This is a genomic window from Novosphingobium resinovorum, from assembly GCF_027922145.1.
Classification (GTDB): Bacteria; Pseudomonadota; Alphaproteobacteria; order Sphingomonadales; family Sphingomonadaceae; genus Novosphingobium; species Novosphingobium resinovorum.
Genome location: NZ_BSFC01000002.1, coordinates 23,649 through 38,460, shown reverse-complemented (window position 1 = coordinate 38,460; position 14,812 = coordinate 23,649). Strand labels below are relative to the sequence as shown.

Here is a 14,812-nt window from a genome sequence, read left to right as displayed (position 1 = left end):
CCGCTCGATTCATGGGCAGTTGCCTAAATTTTAGGCAACGCGAGCGAGGCAAAGACGGGCAGATGGTCAGACCCTATCGCCGACAACGGACTGTGGTGCACACGGGTTCCCAGGACTTCCCACTCGGTGGACACGATGATCCGGTCGAGCAACGCCATCGGTCGCCGCGATGGAAAGCTGCGGCCCGGCGCCAGCACCTGCCAGCCCGCACCGAACTCCCGAAGGCAGCCGCCCCGCTGCGCCCATTCATTGAGGTCGCCCATCATCACGGTGGGCACACGCTCGGCGCATTCGGCGCAGTGCGACAGCACCGAGCGGACCTGATGCCGCCGCCGGATGCCGGAAAGGTCGAGATGCATGCCCACCACCCGCAGGCGCCGGCCCTCCACCAAGAGATCCGCCCGCACCGCGCCGCGCGGCTCCAGCACCGGCAGCGGCACCGGCGCCGCCTCGACGAGATCGATGCCCTTGCGCACGAGGATCGCGTTGCCATGCCAGCCCAGACTGTCGGGCTTCATCGACATGGGGACGGCGACGTAATCGGTCGCGGCATGAATCGCCTCGAGCGGCAACACGGCCATGCGGCGGCCGTAGCGGCGATCGACTTCCTGCAGCGCGACGACGTCGGCGTCGATCTCCTTGAGCACGGTGAGGATGCGCTCGGGATCGCGCCGCCGGTCGAGGCCGACGGCCTTGTGGATGTTGTAGCTGGCGAAAGTGATCTGCAAGAAACGGCTCCGGCGGGTGGCCTGTGTAGCAATCCGCCGGAACGCCGTCAGGTTCCTTCACGCACCATTGTGGTGCGGTTAGGTGCCGTTGAGTGCCATTGTGTGCCTCTCAGCGTTCCTTGGTAGCGCTGAAAGTCAGTTCGGGGTTGCGCTCCTGCTGATAGCCGACATCCCAGGCCGAGCGAGCCATGAACACAGGATCGCCGTCCCGGTCCTTGGCGAGGTTCATCTTGTTGAAATCAGCGAAATCCCTGAGCGCCTTGTCGTCGCCCTTGAGCCAGCGGGCGGTGTCGAACGGCGAGCCTTCCAGAACGGCCTCGACCTTGTACTCGGCCTCCAGACGGCTGATCAGCACGTCGAGCTGCAACTGGCCGACGACGCCGACGATCCACTGCGAGCCGATCTCCGGGTAGAACACCTGAATGACGCCCTCTTCCGACAAGTCGTCGAGCGCCTTGCGCAACTGCTTGGTCTTGGTCGGGTCCTTGAGCGCAACGCGGCGCAGGATTTCCGGCGCGAAGTTGGGCAGGCCGACGAAGCGCACGTCGTTCTTCTCGGACAGCGTATCGCCCACGCGCAAGGTGCCGTGGTTGGGGATGCCGATGATGTCGCCGGGCTCCGCATTGTCCGCAATCTCGCGGTCCTGTGCGAAGAACAGGATCGGCGAGTGCACCGCGATCGGCTTGCCGAGGCCCGAGGGCGTCAGCTTCATGCCGCGCTTGAAGGTGCCCGAAACGAGCCGCATGAAGGCGATGCGGTCGCGGTGCATGGGGTCCATGTTGGCCTGCACCTTGAAGATGAAGCCGGTCACTTCCTTGTTGTCAGGCTCGATCGTGCCCTGGTCCGAGGGCTGCGGGCGCGGCGGAGGAGCATGGCGCGAGATCGCGTCGATCAGTTCCATGACGCCGAAATTCTTGAGCGCCGAGCCGAAGTACACCGGCGTCAGGTCGCCCGCGCGGTAGGCTTCGACGTTGAATTCCGGATAGCCGGCCTGCGCCAGTTCCAGTTCCTCTGCGACGGCCTCCGGCAGCGCCGCACCCTTGTCGATCTTGCCGAGAAATTCCTTGGAGGCGCCCTCGGGGCGGCTGATGCCGCCGCTGGCGAGGTCGAGGATGCCCTCGAACACGCCGCCCATGCCGACCGGCCAGGACATCGGGCACACGTCGAGCGCCAGCATGTCCGCCACTTCGTCGAGCAGGTCGAAGCAGGCGCGGCCTTCGCGGTCCACCTTGTTGATGAAGGTGATGATCGGCACCGAACGCAGGCGGCAGACCTCGAACAGCTTGCGGGTCTGCGGCTCGATACCCTTGGCCGCGTCGATCACCATGATCGCCGAATCGACCGCGGTGAGCGTGCGGTAGGTGTCTTCCGAGAAGTCCTCGTGACCCGGCGTGTCGAGCAGGTTGAAAGTGATGCCGTCGCGCTCGAAGGTCATGACCGAACTGGTCACGGAAATGCCGCGCTGCTGCTCGATCTTCATCCAGTCCGAGCGTGCACGCCGCGCCGCGCCGCGCGCCTTGACTTGCCCCGCAAGGTGAATCGCCCCCCCCTGCAGCAGCAACTTCTCGGTCAGCGTGGTCTTGCCCGCGTCAGGATGCGAGATGATCGCGAAAGTACGGCGGGACTGGTGGGGCGAAGTGCTCATCGGCGCGCTTTAATTGCGTAGGGCCAAGAAGGAAAGTCCCGGCGCCAAAGCACCGACGGCAGACGATCTCAATGACGGTTGGCCTGTCGCCTCTATCCGCTAAGGATAAACATGACTGCGGCGTGGCGGTCTGCACAAGGACAAGAGCGAGAATGACCAAGCCGACGCCAGCCCTCAATCATCGGTTCGATTCCAGCATTCTCCGCGAATACGACATTCGCGGTATCTTCGGCAAAACACTCTTCGAAGAGGACGCCTACGCACTTGGCCGCGCCTTCGGGTCAGTCATTGGGAACACCGGTGCGATTGCCGTGGGACGCGACGGACGCATAAGCTCGCCAGTTCTCGAGACCGCGCTGGTAGAAGGTCTCGCCGACGCGGGAGTGAATGTCATTCGCGTCGGTCTTGGCCCGACACCGATGCTCTATTTCGCTGAAGCCTCAATTCCAGAGGTGAACGGCGGCATTCAAGTAACTGGCAGCCACAATCCCGCCGATCACAACGGCTTCAAGTTGGTACTTGCGGGAGCGCCTTTTTTCGGGGCGGATATTATCCGGATCGGAAGCATCCTCGCCACGGGCGGCTGCCCGCGCGCAAACATTCGAGGCCGCATCGAAAACCGTAATATCCTCCCAACCTACGTCAGCCAACTGCTCGAAGGACTGGCCGGATGCGATAGATGCTCGCTTGACCGGCTGCGGATCGGTTGGGATGCAGGCAACGGAGCGGCCGGACCGGCGCTGGAACGTCTGCTGTCGCAATTGCCGGGCGAACACCATCTGCTTTTCTCCGAGGTGGACGGGCGGTTTCCCAATCACCACCCTGATCCAACGATCGACGCCAATCTCGCAGACTTGCGGGAACTGGTCGTGGCGAAGAACCTCGACTTCGGACTAGCTTTCGATGGCGATGCTGACCGAATCGGTGTCGTGGACAGCTTGGGCCGGGTACTGGACGCGGATCGACTGCTGCTCATCTTTGCGCGTGACCTGTTGCTCCGCCACCCCGGCACAAGCGTGATTGCAGACGTCAAGGCATCGCGCACGGTCTTCGATGGCGTCCGTGCCATGGGCGGCCGCGTTGAGATGGCCCCGGCGGGTCACTCGCACATCAAGGCTCGAATGAAGCGAACCGGCGCCTTGCTGGGCGGCGAGACCAGCGGCCACTTCTTCTTCGCCGACGATTGGTTCGGCTTCGACGACGGGCTCTACGCGGCAATCCGTATCATCGCAGCTGCGGCCCGCCTCGGATCGAGCATAACCGCGCTCCACGACGCGACGCCCGCTCTGATCAGTACTCCGGAACTGCGCTTCCCGGCGGACGAGGCACACAAGTTCGCGGTCGTCGAGGACGTCGTACGAAGGCTCACGGAAGCGGGAGTACAAGTCGAGCTGATCGATGGCGCGCGTGTCGATACACCGGATGGCTGGTGGCTGCTGCGGGCATCGAACACTCAGGCAGCCCTGACCGCGCGAGCCGAAAGCGATACGCCTGAAGGCCTGCTGCGCCTGCTGGCGCAAATCGACGATCAGCTTGCTGCCTCAGGGCTTTCCCGGATGATGGTGGAATAGATCAACGGAGACCGTGAAACTGCATCCGCTGCGGTGCTTTTAACCCATAGTGCAGATATGCTTTTCCAGATGCGCGCAATAGCAACACCCGCCGGGCAGATACCTCCAGAGATCGCCGAATGGTTCGACTCGCGAGGATGGTGTGTACGCAGCCACCAACAGGCGATGCTTGCGGCCGCGGATCGAGGGAAGCATGCGCTGCTCGTTGCGGATACCGGTGCAGGCAAGACCCTCTCCGGGTTCCTGCCTACGCTGGCCGCATTCTGTCCCTCGCGGCTCGGCTCAGAAAAACCGGCTGACGGCCTGCACACGCTGTACGTGTCCCCGCTCAAGGCACTGGCCACCGACGTCCAGCGCAATCTACTCACGCCGGTCGAAGAGATGGGGCTGGCGATCCGCATCGAAACGCGCAGTGGCGACACGCCGTCGGACCGCAAGGCCCGGCAGCGCGCGCGGCCACCACATATCCTCCTGACTACACCCGAATCGCTATCGCTACTGCTTAGCTATCCGGAGGCGCCCAGCCTCTTCGCTAGGCTCCAACGCATCGTAGTCGACGAGGTCCATGCCTTCGCGACCGGCAAGCGCGGCGACCTCCTCGCATTGGCCCTCACGCGGCTGCAGGCGATAGCGCCGGGCCTCCGGCGTGCGGCGCTATCCGCCACTCTGGCCGATCCCGACGAGTATCGCGGCTGGTTGGCTCCATGGGGCGACATCGATAGTGTCGAACTGGTCGAGGGCGAGCCAGGCGCCGAACCCCAGGTCGAAATCCTGCTCCCCCGCGAAGAGCGTATTCCGTGGAGCGGCCATGCCGCGACTTGGGCCATTCCGCAACTGATCGAACAGATCAAGGCGCACCGCACGACTCTCGTCTTCACCAACACGCGCTTCCTAGCAGAGTACATCTTCCAGGAATTGTGGGACGCTAACGAAGACAACCTGCCGATCGGCATCCACCACGGCTCGCTCTCACGCGAGGCACGCCGCAAGGTCGAGGCGGCCATGACTGACGGGAAACTGCGGGCACTGGTCTGCACTGCCAGCCTCGATCTGGGCATAGACTGGGGCGACATCGATCTCGTCGTGCAAATGGGAGCGCCCAAGGGATCTTCGCGTCTGCTGCAGCGAATTGGCCGTGCCAACCACCGGCTCGACAGTCCCAGCGAGGCAGTGCTGGTGCCTGGCAACCGCTTCGAATTCCTCGAGGCCTTTGCCGCACAACAGGCCGTGCGCGAAGGACAGCGCGACGGCGACGCCTTCCGTCCGGGCGGGCTCGACGTGCTTGCCCAGCATGTGATGGCAATGGCCTGCGCGGGACCGTTCCAAGAGGAAGCCCTGCTGCGCGAGGTTCGCTCCTCGCTCAGCTATGCCTGGGTGGACGAGACGATCTTCCACCGTGTGCTGGAATTCGTTGCGACTGGCGGCTACGCGCTGCGCTCGTACGACCGCTTCCGCCGCATCGTCCGCGAGAAGGACGGGATATGGCGGCTCACACATCCCGAGCACGCCGCCCGCCACCGCCTCAATGCCGGAATCATCGTCGATGCAGAGATGCTCGATGTGCGCTTCCGTAACGGGCGATCGCTGGGCAAAGTCGAGGAAGGTTTCGGGGCCAGCCTTGAGCCCGGCGACACCTTTCGCTTTGCAGGGATGGACCTTGAGGTCGAATCGCTAAAGGAACTGGAACTGGTAGTCCGCGCAGCAAAGCGCTCGGCGACGATTCCCAGCTACATGGGCCAGCGCATGCCGATCTCGACGCACCTCGCCGATCGGGTGCGCGCGATGCTTTCGGATCGGGCGGGATGGGCGCGATTTCCGGACGACGTGCGCGAGTGGCTGGAAGTGCAGGACTGGCGATCGCATTTGCCCGCCCCCGGTCGGCTGCTGGTCGAAAGCTTCCCCCACCGCAATCTCGCGTATACGAGCTATTATACATTCGAGGGCTGGAACGCGAACCAATCGCTCGGGATGCTGATCACCAGGCGCATGGAAGATCGCAGGCTAAACCCGCTGGGTTTCGTGGCTACGGACTACACTCTTGTGGTCTGGGGCCTGAAGGCGGTGGACGATCCTGCTTCGCTGCTTTCCCCCGACATCCTGACGCATGAGTTCGTCGACTGGGTGCAGCAATCCTACCTGCTCCGGCGCGCATTTCGCGAAGTGGCGTTGATCTCGGGCCTCGTCGAACGCCAGCAGCCCGGCAAGCGCAAGTCAGGCCGACAGGTCACTTTCTCCACCGACCTGATCTACGATGTACTCCGCAAATACGAGCCCGATCACCTGCTGATAGAGGCTGCGTGGGCCGACGCTCGCGCACGGATGACCGACGTGGCCCGCATTGCCGACGTACTCGACCGTGCGGCACGCGAAATCGATCACGTGGTGCTTGACCGGATCAGCCCGTTGTCAGTGCCGGCGCTCTCAATGATCGGTCGCGAAAGCCTGCCTTCGGGGGCAGCGGACGACGACTTGCTACTAGAGGCGGAAAGCCTGGCCTCGGTTGCGATGCGGATTGATTCGGGCAACGAGGATTGAGGGCAAACAAAAAGGGGCGGATTGCTCCGCCCCTTTGGGTGCCCCTTGCGGGACCAGTTTTTGAACGACCGGCTTACTTGCCGAAAGTCGCGAACTGTTCGTTGCCGACGAAGCCGAACTTCGTGACCTGCGAAGCCTTGATGACCTCAAGAACCTGTGCCGACAGCTCGTAGCTGGCTTGCGGCTCGGGCTGGAACTGAAGTTCCGGCTCGGGGGTCATGCGGGTCGTGGCTTCGAGCGTCTGGACCAGACGCCCCTGATCGATCTGGGTCCCGTTCCACATGACCTTGCTGTCCTGAGTCAGCACGATCTTGTTCTTGACGGGGTCGATCGGAGGCGGAGTGTCCGTCGGAGGGGTCGCGACGGGCAGATCGATATCGATCGAGTGCGTCGCAACCGGGATGGACATGATGAACATGATGAGGAGGCAGAGCATGACGTCGATCAACGGCGTCGTGTTCATCTCCATCATCGGCTCGCCATCAGACTTGCCTGCTGACATTGCCATGAGATGTTACTCCTGTTCCCGCGCGTCAGTTAGGATCGATCGGGTTGGTGATGAAGCCAACCGTCGGATAACCCGAAATCTGGACGTTGTAGATCGCACCGGCGACGCAACGCCAAGGCGATTCGACGTCACCACGAATGTGGACCTGCGGGATGAGATCCGGGTTTGCCATGAGGGCCTGCGGACCACCTTCGCGCTTCACGATCGCGTCAAGACGCTTGAAGGCCTGGTCGCGCAGTTCCTCGGAAGTCACCGGCGTCACGTTGTTGATGTAGATGCGGCATTCACCGCCGCGGTTCGCACCCTGGAAACCGGGTTCGCCCGCGCTCTTGCCCGAAGCATCGGTGGTCGAAACGGTAAGGAGGAGATTCTCCACCTTGTCCTTCGACTCCTGCGCTACGATGACGGGAATGCGCAGCTTCTCGATCGTCTGGATCGCGACCGGAACCGCGATCAGGAAGATGATGAGCAGCACCAGCATGACGTCGACGAGCGGCGTCGTGTTGATGTCGGACATCGGTGTCTCTGCACCGCCTCCGCCCGTGGATATCGCCATAGTCTTATCCTAATCCTTGCGTTGCCTGGGGGTCGGCAGCGACTTCTCGCATGCTTCGAGCCGCCGCCTTCTTCTTGACCCCGACGGGGGCGGACCGGGCCAATGAGCCGATCCGCTTCGTTCCCCGTGCTCTTACGGCTTGGCGGGAGCGGCAGCCGGCTTGGCGGGAGCCGGAGCAGCCTTGGCCGCGACAGCGACGGTCGGCTTGATGGCACCCTTCGAGTTGATGTTCGCGAGAATGTCGTTCGAGAAGCCGGTCAGCAGTTCTGCAATGCGCTTGTTGCGCGACTGCAGGTAGTTGTAGGCAAGCACGGCGGGAACGGCGACGAGCAGACCGAGCGCGGTCATGATCAGCGCTTCACCGACCGGACCCGCGACCTTGTCGATCGAGGCCGAACCGGCGAGACCGATCGCGATCAGTGCGCGGTAGATGCCGACGACGGTACCGAACAGACCGATGAACGGCGAGGTCGCACCGACAGTGGCGAGGAAGGGCAGGCCGCCGGAGAGGCGAGCGTTGATGGTCGCTTCCGAACGCGACAGCGAGCCGTGCAGCCAGTCGTGGGCTTCGAGCGAGTCGGTCATCTTCGAGTGCTGGTCTTCAGCGGCGATGCCGTCTTCGACGAGCTGGCGCCATGCGCTGTTCTTCTCGAGCTTGGCAGCGCCTTCACGCAGGGTCGGAGCCTTCCAGAAGGTCGTGCGGATGGTGCCGAACTGGCGCAGGATCTTCGACTGCTCGAACCACTTGGTGAACAGGATATAGAACGAACCGAAGGACATGATGCCCAGGATGATCACGGTCGCGTAAGCGATGAAACCGCCCTGCTGAAGCGCTTCGGCGAAGCCGAACTTGTTCTGCGGCGCGCCCGCGGCGGCAAGGATGTCAACGATAAGCATGCGAGTTACCTCTCAAGAAGAATGCAGGATGTGATCGGAGCGGTCGAATTACCCAATGACCCGAACCGATCCCTTGGAGATTAGTTGAGCTTGTACACGATCGCGGTCGAGTACGACGACGAGATCGGGTTGCCGTCCGCATCGAGCGCCGGGTCGAAGCGCGCATAGCGCTGCATACCGTCGCAAGCGGCCTCATCCAGATCCGGGCTGCCGCTCGAAGCGGAAACGGAACAGGCCGAAACCTTACCGTCGCCACCGACAGTCACGCGAACACCGACGCGGCCTTCGCGCTCTTCACGAGCAGCGCGGGTCGGGTAGTTCGACTGAATGCGGGCGGCCCAGCTGCCCTGGCCCTTCGGCTTGACGCCACGAGCCTTCGACGGACCGGGCGGCGGCGGCGGCGGAGCCGGCGGCGGCGCTGCGGTCTGGATCACCACCGGCGGAGCCGGGGGTGGGGTGATCACAGTCTGCACCGGCGGCGGGGCCGGGGCGATGTTGATCGGCGGCGGCGGCGCCACGATAGGCGGCGGCGGCGTATCTTCCTTCGGAGGAGGCGGCGGTGGCTCTTCCTCCTTGGGCTTTTCCTCCTTGATATCCACGGTGGTCACCTTGTTGATGACCTTCTTCGCCGCCTCATAGGCCAAGCCGGTGACGAGCGCATAGCCGACGAAGACATGGATCAAGGCGACAATGACAAGAGCAACAACCTTGTTGGTGCTCATCTGCTGGTCAGCGTAAGCCATTCAGACGCATCACTCCATTACCAAGCCCCGGACAAAAATTCCCGGAAGAACATGCCCAAGGGCGCCCATGGACTCCCCCCCGGAAAGAGGGAACCCATGACGAAACTCCAAATTACCCACCCTGACGGCTAACAGTCTGCCCATCCGACGACAATACGAAACGGGAGGCGAACCGAGGAGCTTTTGCTGTTTTTGCCCCATTTTGCAGGCTTCTTAACGTTGAAGCCCACCCCGCGCAACGCCTTATCGGCCCAGCGGGGGTTAACGCACGATTCATGCCCGGTTAGCTCAAATTGATCCAGTCCAATTTTGAGTTGTCCGCACTCATTGACTATAAGCCATCGCATTTCCACGGAGATTATCGTCCATGCCACTGATTTCGCGCCCCCTTGCAGCGGCCCTGGCGTGTGCCTATCTCGCATTCGCGCCCCCTGCGGCGAGCGCTCAGGGGCCGCTCGAGACGCCCGGTGAAGTCACTTATGCCGACATCGCCGACCTAGCTGATTCGGCAGGTCTGGTGGTCCAGGCCCAGATCGTTAAAATGACCCGCATCGATAATGAACGGGCTCGCGGTCTCACTCCGGGACATGGACGCTTCTATATAGAGGCCCGCACCAGAGCTCTGCTGGTGGGCAAGGCGCCGCTCGGCGAATCGGTCACCTACCTCGTCGACCTCCCGCTCGACGGCAAAGGCAAGGCGCCCAAGCTGAAGAAGCAGGTCGTGTTCCTGTTCGCACGCGCCGTGCCGGGCCGTCCCGGCGAACTTCAACTCGTCTGGCCGACCGCACAGCAGATTTCCACGCCTGCGCGCGAGGCACGGCTCCGTTCAATTCTCCAGGCCCTCGTCGCGCCCGATGCCCCCGCGAAGATCACCGGCGTGCGCGAGATGCTTTTCGTTCCCGGCAATCTCGCGGGACAGGGGGAGACCCAGATCTTCCTCAACACCCACGACAATTCGGCCGCCTCGATCACGGTGAAGCACGAACAAGGACAGGCCCCGGCCTGGGGTGTTTCGTTCTCCGAGCTTGTCGCCGACCTCGGGCACCCGCCGGAGCCGGACACGCTCGAGTGGTATCGTCTCGCCTGCTTCCTGCCCCGAACACCGCCTGCCGGCGCCAATGTCTCGGGCAGCTTCGCCGAACAGCAGCAGGCTCTTGCGGACTACCGCATGGTCCTGAGCCAGCTCGGACCCTGCACGCGGACACTTAAGTGACACCGCGATAGGCGTTCGTGCTGGAATTTGACGCCCGCCTGCCTTAGTGCGCGCTCCCGAACAAGGAGCTAGCATGGCCGAACCGCTGAATATCGCGCTTGCCGGACTGGGAACCGTCGGCACCGGCGTCGTCCGTCTCATCGAGACCAATGCGGAGCTGATCGCCCGCCGCGCTCGCCGTCCGATCCGCATCGCCGCCGTCAGCGCGCGCGACCGCACCAAGGATCGCGGCGTCGACCTTTCGCGCTACGACTGGGTGGACGATACCGCCGCCCTCGCCGCGCGGGGCGACGTCGATGTGGTGGTGGAGATGGTCGGCGGCTCGGACGGCCCGGCCCTCGCCCTCGCCCGCAACTCGATTGCGGGGGGCAAGAGCCTCGTCACCGCCAACAAGGCGATGATCGCGCATCACGGGCTGGAACTGGCCGCCGCCGCCGAGGCGAAGGGCGTCGCGCTCAAGTTCGAGGCGGCCGTCGCGGGCGGCATCCCGGTCATCAAGGGCCTGTCCGAAGGCGCCGCCGCCAACGCCATCGAGCGCGTCTACGGCATCCTCAACGGCACCTGCAACTACATCCTCTCGACCATGGAGGACACCGGCGCGGACTTCGGCGACGTTCTCGCCGAAGCGCAGCGGCTTGGCTATGCCGAGGCCGATCCGACCTTCGACATTGAGGGCATCGACGCCGCGCACAAGCTGTCGATCCTCGCCGCCATCGCCTTCGGTTCGCAGCTTCGCTTCGACGCGGTGGAGACGATGGGCATCAGCCGCGTCAAGGCCGCCGACATCGAGCAGGCCCGCTCGCTCGGCTACGTCATCCGCCTGCTCGGCATGGCCGGTGTCGATCTTGCGAGCGGCACTCCCCGGCTGTTCCAGCGCGTGCGTCCGCACCTGGTGCCGATCGACCACCCGCTCGCCCATGTCGACGGGGCGACCAACGCGGTCGTGGCCGAAGGCAACTTCATGGGCCGCCTGCTGTTCCAGGGCGCAGGCGCCGGAGACGGCCCAACCGCTAGCGCGGTCGTTGCCGACATCATCGACATCGCGCGCGGTGAAAAGGGCGCGGCATTCTCGATGCCCGCGGGCGAACTGGAAGCGATGGAACCGGCGGAATCCGGGCACCGCGTCGGCAGTTCCTACATCCGCTTCACCGTGCCGGACCGCCCGGGCGTGCTGGCCGACATCACCGCCGCCATGCGCGATGCGGGCGTCTCGATCGAGAGCCTGATCCAGAAGGGCGATCCCGATCAGGACGGCGAGGTCATCCTGGCGGTCGTCACGCATCCGGGGCCGGAGAGCGCCGTCACCGAGGCGATGCGCATTCTCGACGGGTCGGACAGCCTGACCGCGAAGCCGCTGGTGATGCAGATCATCGGGGCCTGAGATGGCCCGGGGGGGATGCCTCTTCGGAGGCATTCTTCCTGTACGTTCTATTCCTGAGCACTCCCGGAGCCGCCACTCCGGGACGCCGCCTTCATGGCGCGCGCAGTTCGCCCTTGGCGATCTTGTCGGCGTCCGAACCCGCAGGAGCTTCCGGTATCGTCGACAAGTCGATGATATAGGGCTGCTCGGGCGGGCACGGCGGGATCATGCATAAGCCGCTCATCGTCGCCTTGCCCTTGAAGATGCCGTTGCCCGAAACGTCCGGCGTGCGCGGCCGCCCATCGTTGGCGCCCACGCCGGTCGGGTCGTCGTCTCCGGTGGAAGGGACGCGGTACTGGTCCGGCGTCGGCGCACAGACCACGATCTCGCCCTGTTTCATGGTTCGCAGACAGGCGTTGCGCGAAGTATCCTTCGTGATCCGGCCGCCTGTTCCAAGCATCTTTTCGGCGATCGCACGGTCTTCGGCAGAAGCGCCGGAAGCAGTTTGAGCAATCGCCGGGACGGGAGCGATTATTGCGATTGCGAAAGGGTATATCCAGCTTCTCGACAATTCAAAGTCCTCTGTCTAATCGATGAAAATCTTGCCTCCCTGGATTAATCCGGAGTGAACATGTCCGAAAACACTACCCCCGCTAGTCATGTGCTTGATCGCGTTCTGGTCCTCGAAATGGTGCGCGTCACCGAGGCTGCCGCCATCGCCGCGTCGACCCTCATCGGGCGCGGAGACGAGAAGGCGGCCGATCATGCCGCAGTCGAGGCAATGCGCAAGGCCTTTGACGGCCTGTACATCGACGGGACGGTCGTGATCGGCGAGGGAGAGCGCGACGAGGCCCCCATGCTGTTCATCGGCGAGAAGGTCGGCGGCGCTCCGGGCAAGGGTCCGAAGATCGACATCGCGCTCGATCCACTCGAAGGCACCACCATCACCGCCAAGGCCGGACCGAACTCGCTGGCGGTGCTGGCGGCGGCGGAGGAAGGCGGCCTGCTCAACGCGCCCGACGTCTACATGGAAAAGATCGCGGTCGGCCCCGGCTATCCGGACGGCGTGATCGACCTCAAGAAGACCCCGACCCAGAACGTCGAAGCGGTGGCGGCGGCCAAGGGCGTGAAGCCTTCGGACATCATCGTCTGCGTGCTCGACCGCCCCCGCCACGAGGCGCTGATCGCCGAACTGCGCGAGATCGGCTGCGGTGTCGTGCTGATTGGCGACGGCGACGTCGCGGGCGTCATCGCGGTGACCGACGAGGACACCACCATCGACCTCTACATGGGCTCGGGCGGCGCGCCCGAGGGCGTGCTGGCTGCTGCGGCGCTGCGCTGCGTCGGCGGACAGTTCAACGGCCGCCTGCTGTTCCGCAACGACGACGAGCGCTCGCGCGCCCGAAAATGGGGCATCAAGGACCTCGACAAGATCTACAAGCTGGAAGAGCTGGCCAAGGGCGACTGCATCTTCGCGGCGACCGGCGTTACCAGCGGCTCGCTGCTCGACGGGGTGAAGCGTCGCAAAGGCGGCATCATGACCACCGAAAGTGTGGTCATGCGCGCCAGTTCCGGCACCGTGCGCTGGATCAGGGGCGAGCATCGGATCTGACGTAAGGTGACAGGGTTTACACGGTTTACACGGTCCAGAGGGGAAAGGTGTCACCTTGTGAGGGTGAAGTGTCACCTTGTGGTGTAACCTTGTGACGGAAGGTGAGCGGCGGACGGGGCATGAGCGCAATGTACCGGAGCGCGCCGCGTGTAGGAAAGCGGGCCTTCGAAAAGCGCCCCATTGCGGACATTGCCTGATCCTCCCTGTCGCGCAGCGATGGGGAGGGGGACCGCCGACGCAGTCGGTGGTGGAGGGGGGAACCCCTCCGTCAGCCCTGCGGGCTGCCACCTCCCCATTCCTGCGGAACAGGGAGGATAAAACGGCCACTTCCTACCTAAAGTCTTCATTTAAACACCATCGTCATCCCAGCCCCCCTCACCCCGCAACCATGCCTCAAATCGGGCCGATGCGGTGACAATCGGCCGCCGACTATTGCAATCCCGCGACACCCGGGTACAGGGCCGGTCCCAACGACCGACCGCCAGGAACCGTCACGGGGATTCGCAAATGAAGATCATGTCCGGCAACAGCAACCTGCCGCTCGCACGCGCGATCGCAGGGTATCTCGAACTGCCGCTCACCGACGCCGCCGTCCGCCGCTTCGCGGATGAGGAAATCTTCGTGGAAATCCACGAGAACGTCCGCGGCGAGGACGTCTTCGTGGTCCAGCCGACCAGCTACCCCGTCAACGACAACCTGATGGAGCTGCTGATCTGCATCGACGCGCTGCGCCGCGCCTCGGCCAAGCGCATCACTGCGGTCGTCCCCTACTTCGGCTACGCCCGCCAGGACCGCAAGCCCGGCCCGCGCACCCCGATCTCGGCCAAGCTGGTGGCTAACCTGCTGACCGAAGCCGGCGCCGACCGCGTGCTCTCGGTCGATCTGCACGCCGGGCAGATCCAAGGCTTCTTCGACATCCCCACCGACAACCTGTTCGCCGCGCCCGTCATGGCGGCCGACATCCAGGCCCGCTACGGCGATCAGTCGTTGATGGTGGTCTCGCCCGACGTCGGCGGCGTGGTCCGTGCCCGCGCACTGGCCAAGCGCCTCGACAACGCGCCGCTCTCGATCGTCGACAAGCGCCGCGACAAGCCGGGCCAGTCGGAAGTCATGAACATCATCGGTGATGTGAAGGGCCGCGCCTGCATCCTGATCGATGATATCATCGATTCGGGCGGCACCCTGTGCAACGCCGCGCAGGCGCTGATGGACGAAGGCGCCGCCAGCGTCACTGCCTACATCACCCACGGCGTCCTGTCGGGCGCAGCGGTGAGCCGCGTGACCAATTCCGCGCTCAAGGAACTGGTCATCACCGATTCGATCATGCCGACCGAAGCCGCCAAGGCCTCCGACAAGATTCGTATCCTGCCGATCGCCCCGCTGCTTGGCGAGGCGATCCGCCGCATCGCCGACGAAAGCTCGGTGTCGAGCCTGTTCGACTGAG

Annotated in this window: 13 protein-coding genes; 6 read left to right on the top strand and 7 right to left on the bottom strand. The window is 64.0% G+C overall.

Annotated features, from left to right (window positions below; translation table 11 throughout):
* Nucleotides 1-23: 23 nt before the first annotated feature.
* Together PKE80_RS00310 and PKE80_RS00305 are read right to left on the bottom strand one after the other, a co-directional pair.
* Complete coding sequence (locus tag PKE80_RS00310; protein ID WP_271180794.1) at nt 24-728, bottom strand: endonuclease/exonuclease/phosphatase family protein; 705 nt, start codon at nt 726-728, stop codon at nt 24-26.
* A 109-nt stretch (nt 729-837) separates the two neighbouring features.
* Complete coding sequence (locus tag PKE80_RS00305) at nt 838-2,373, bottom strand: peptide chain release factor 3 (protein ID WP_271180793.1); 1,536 nt, start codon at nt 2,371-2,373, stop codon at nt 838-840.
* Between the two features lie 152 nt (nt 2,374-2,525).
* Here PKE80_RS00305 and pgmG point away from each other — a divergent pair, with 152 nt between their 5' ends.
* Both pgmG and PKE80_RS00295 read left to right on the top strand, forming a co-directional pair.
* Entirely contained in the window at nt 2,526-3,944 is a 1,419-nt protein-coding gene (gene pgmG / locus PKE80_RS00300) for a phosphoglucomutase/phosphomannomutase PgmG (protein ID WP_271180792.1), read from the top strand.
* Between the two features lie 57 nt (nt 3,945-4,001).
* The gene (locus PKE80_RS00295) at nt 4,002-6,479 is read left to right on the top strand and encodes a ligase-associated DNA damage response DEXH box helicase (RefSeq protein ID WP_271180791.1); all 2,478 of its coding nucleotides are present in this window, start codon (nt 4,002-4,004) and stop codon (nt 6,477-6,479) included.
* A 73-nt stretch (nt 6,480-6,552) separates the two neighbouring features.
* On the opposite strand, the gene PKE80_RS00290 is transcribed toward PKE80_RS00295, so the two are convergent.
* From PKE80_RS00290 to PKE80_RS00275, 4 genes are all read right to left on the bottom strand, one after another.
* Nucleotides 6,553-6,987, bottom strand: coding sequence for an ExbD/TolR family protein (locus tag PKE80_RS00290; protein WP_271180790.1), 435 nt, complete (start codon nt 6,985-6,987; stop codon nt 6,553-6,555).
* A gap of 25 nt (nt 6,988-7,012) precedes the next feature.
* Nucleotides 7,013-7,543, bottom strand: coding sequence for an ExbD/TolR family protein (locus tag PKE80_RS00285; protein ID WP_008829624.1), 531 nt, complete (start codon nt 7,541-7,543; stop codon nt 7,013-7,015).
* A gap of 132 nt (nt 7,544-7,675) precedes the next feature.
* Complete coding sequence (locus PKE80_RS00280) at nt 7,676-8,440, bottom strand: MotA/TolQ/ExbB proton channel family protein (RefSeq protein ID WP_271180789.1); 765 nt, start codon at nt 8,438-8,440, stop codon at nt 7,676-7,678.
* 80 nt (nt 8,441-8,520) lie between these two features.
* A complete protein-coding gene (locus tag PKE80_RS00275; protein ID WP_008829622.1) occupies nt 8,521-9,183 on the bottom strand; it encodes a TonB family protein in 663 nt (220 codons plus the stop codon).
* A gap of 367 nt (nt 9,184-9,550) precedes the next feature.
* Between PKE80_RS00275 and PKE80_RS00270 the strand changes: the two genes are divergently transcribed.
* Both PKE80_RS00270 and PKE80_RS00265 read left to right on the top strand, forming a co-directional pair.
* Nucleotides 9,551-10,396 (top strand): hypothetical protein, encoded by an 846-nt coding sequence (locus tag PKE80_RS00270; RefSeq protein ID WP_271180788.1) that lies wholly within the window; start codon nt 9,551-9,553, stop codon nt 10,394-10,396.
* A 73-nt stretch (nt 10,397-10,469) separates the two neighbouring features.
* A complete protein-coding gene (locus PKE80_RS00265; protein ID WP_008829620.1) occupies nt 10,470-11,777 on the top strand; it encodes a homoserine dehydrogenase in 1,308 nt (435 codons plus the stop codon).
* Between the two features lie 91 nt (nt 11,778-11,868).
* On the opposite strand, the gene PKE80_RS00260 is transcribed toward PKE80_RS00265, so the two are convergent.
* A complete protein-coding gene (locus PKE80_RS00260) occupies nt 11,869-12,156 on the bottom strand; it encodes a hypothetical protein (protein ID WP_271180787.1) in 288 nt (95 codons plus the stop codon).
* Between the two features lie 231 nt (nt 12,157-12,387).
* On the opposite strand from PKE80_RS00260, the gene glpX reads away from it, so the two are divergent.
* Together glpX and PKE80_RS00250 are read left to right on the top strand one after the other, a co-directional pair.
* Nucleotides 12,388-13,368 (top strand): class II fructose-bisphosphatase, encoded by a 981-nt coding sequence (gene glpX, locus PKE80_RS00255; RefSeq protein ID WP_271180786.1) that lies wholly within the window; start codon nt 12,388-12,390, stop codon nt 13,366-13,368.
* Nucleotides 13,369-13,875: 507 nt separating this feature from the next.
* Nucleotides 13,876-14,811: a ribose-phosphate pyrophosphokinase gene (locus PKE80_RS00250; RefSeq protein ID WP_008829617.1), complete on the top strand. Its 936-nt coding sequence runs from the start codon at nt 13,876-13,878 to the stop codon at nt 14,809-14,811.
* The last annotated feature ends 1 nt before the right edge of the window (nt 14,812 follow it).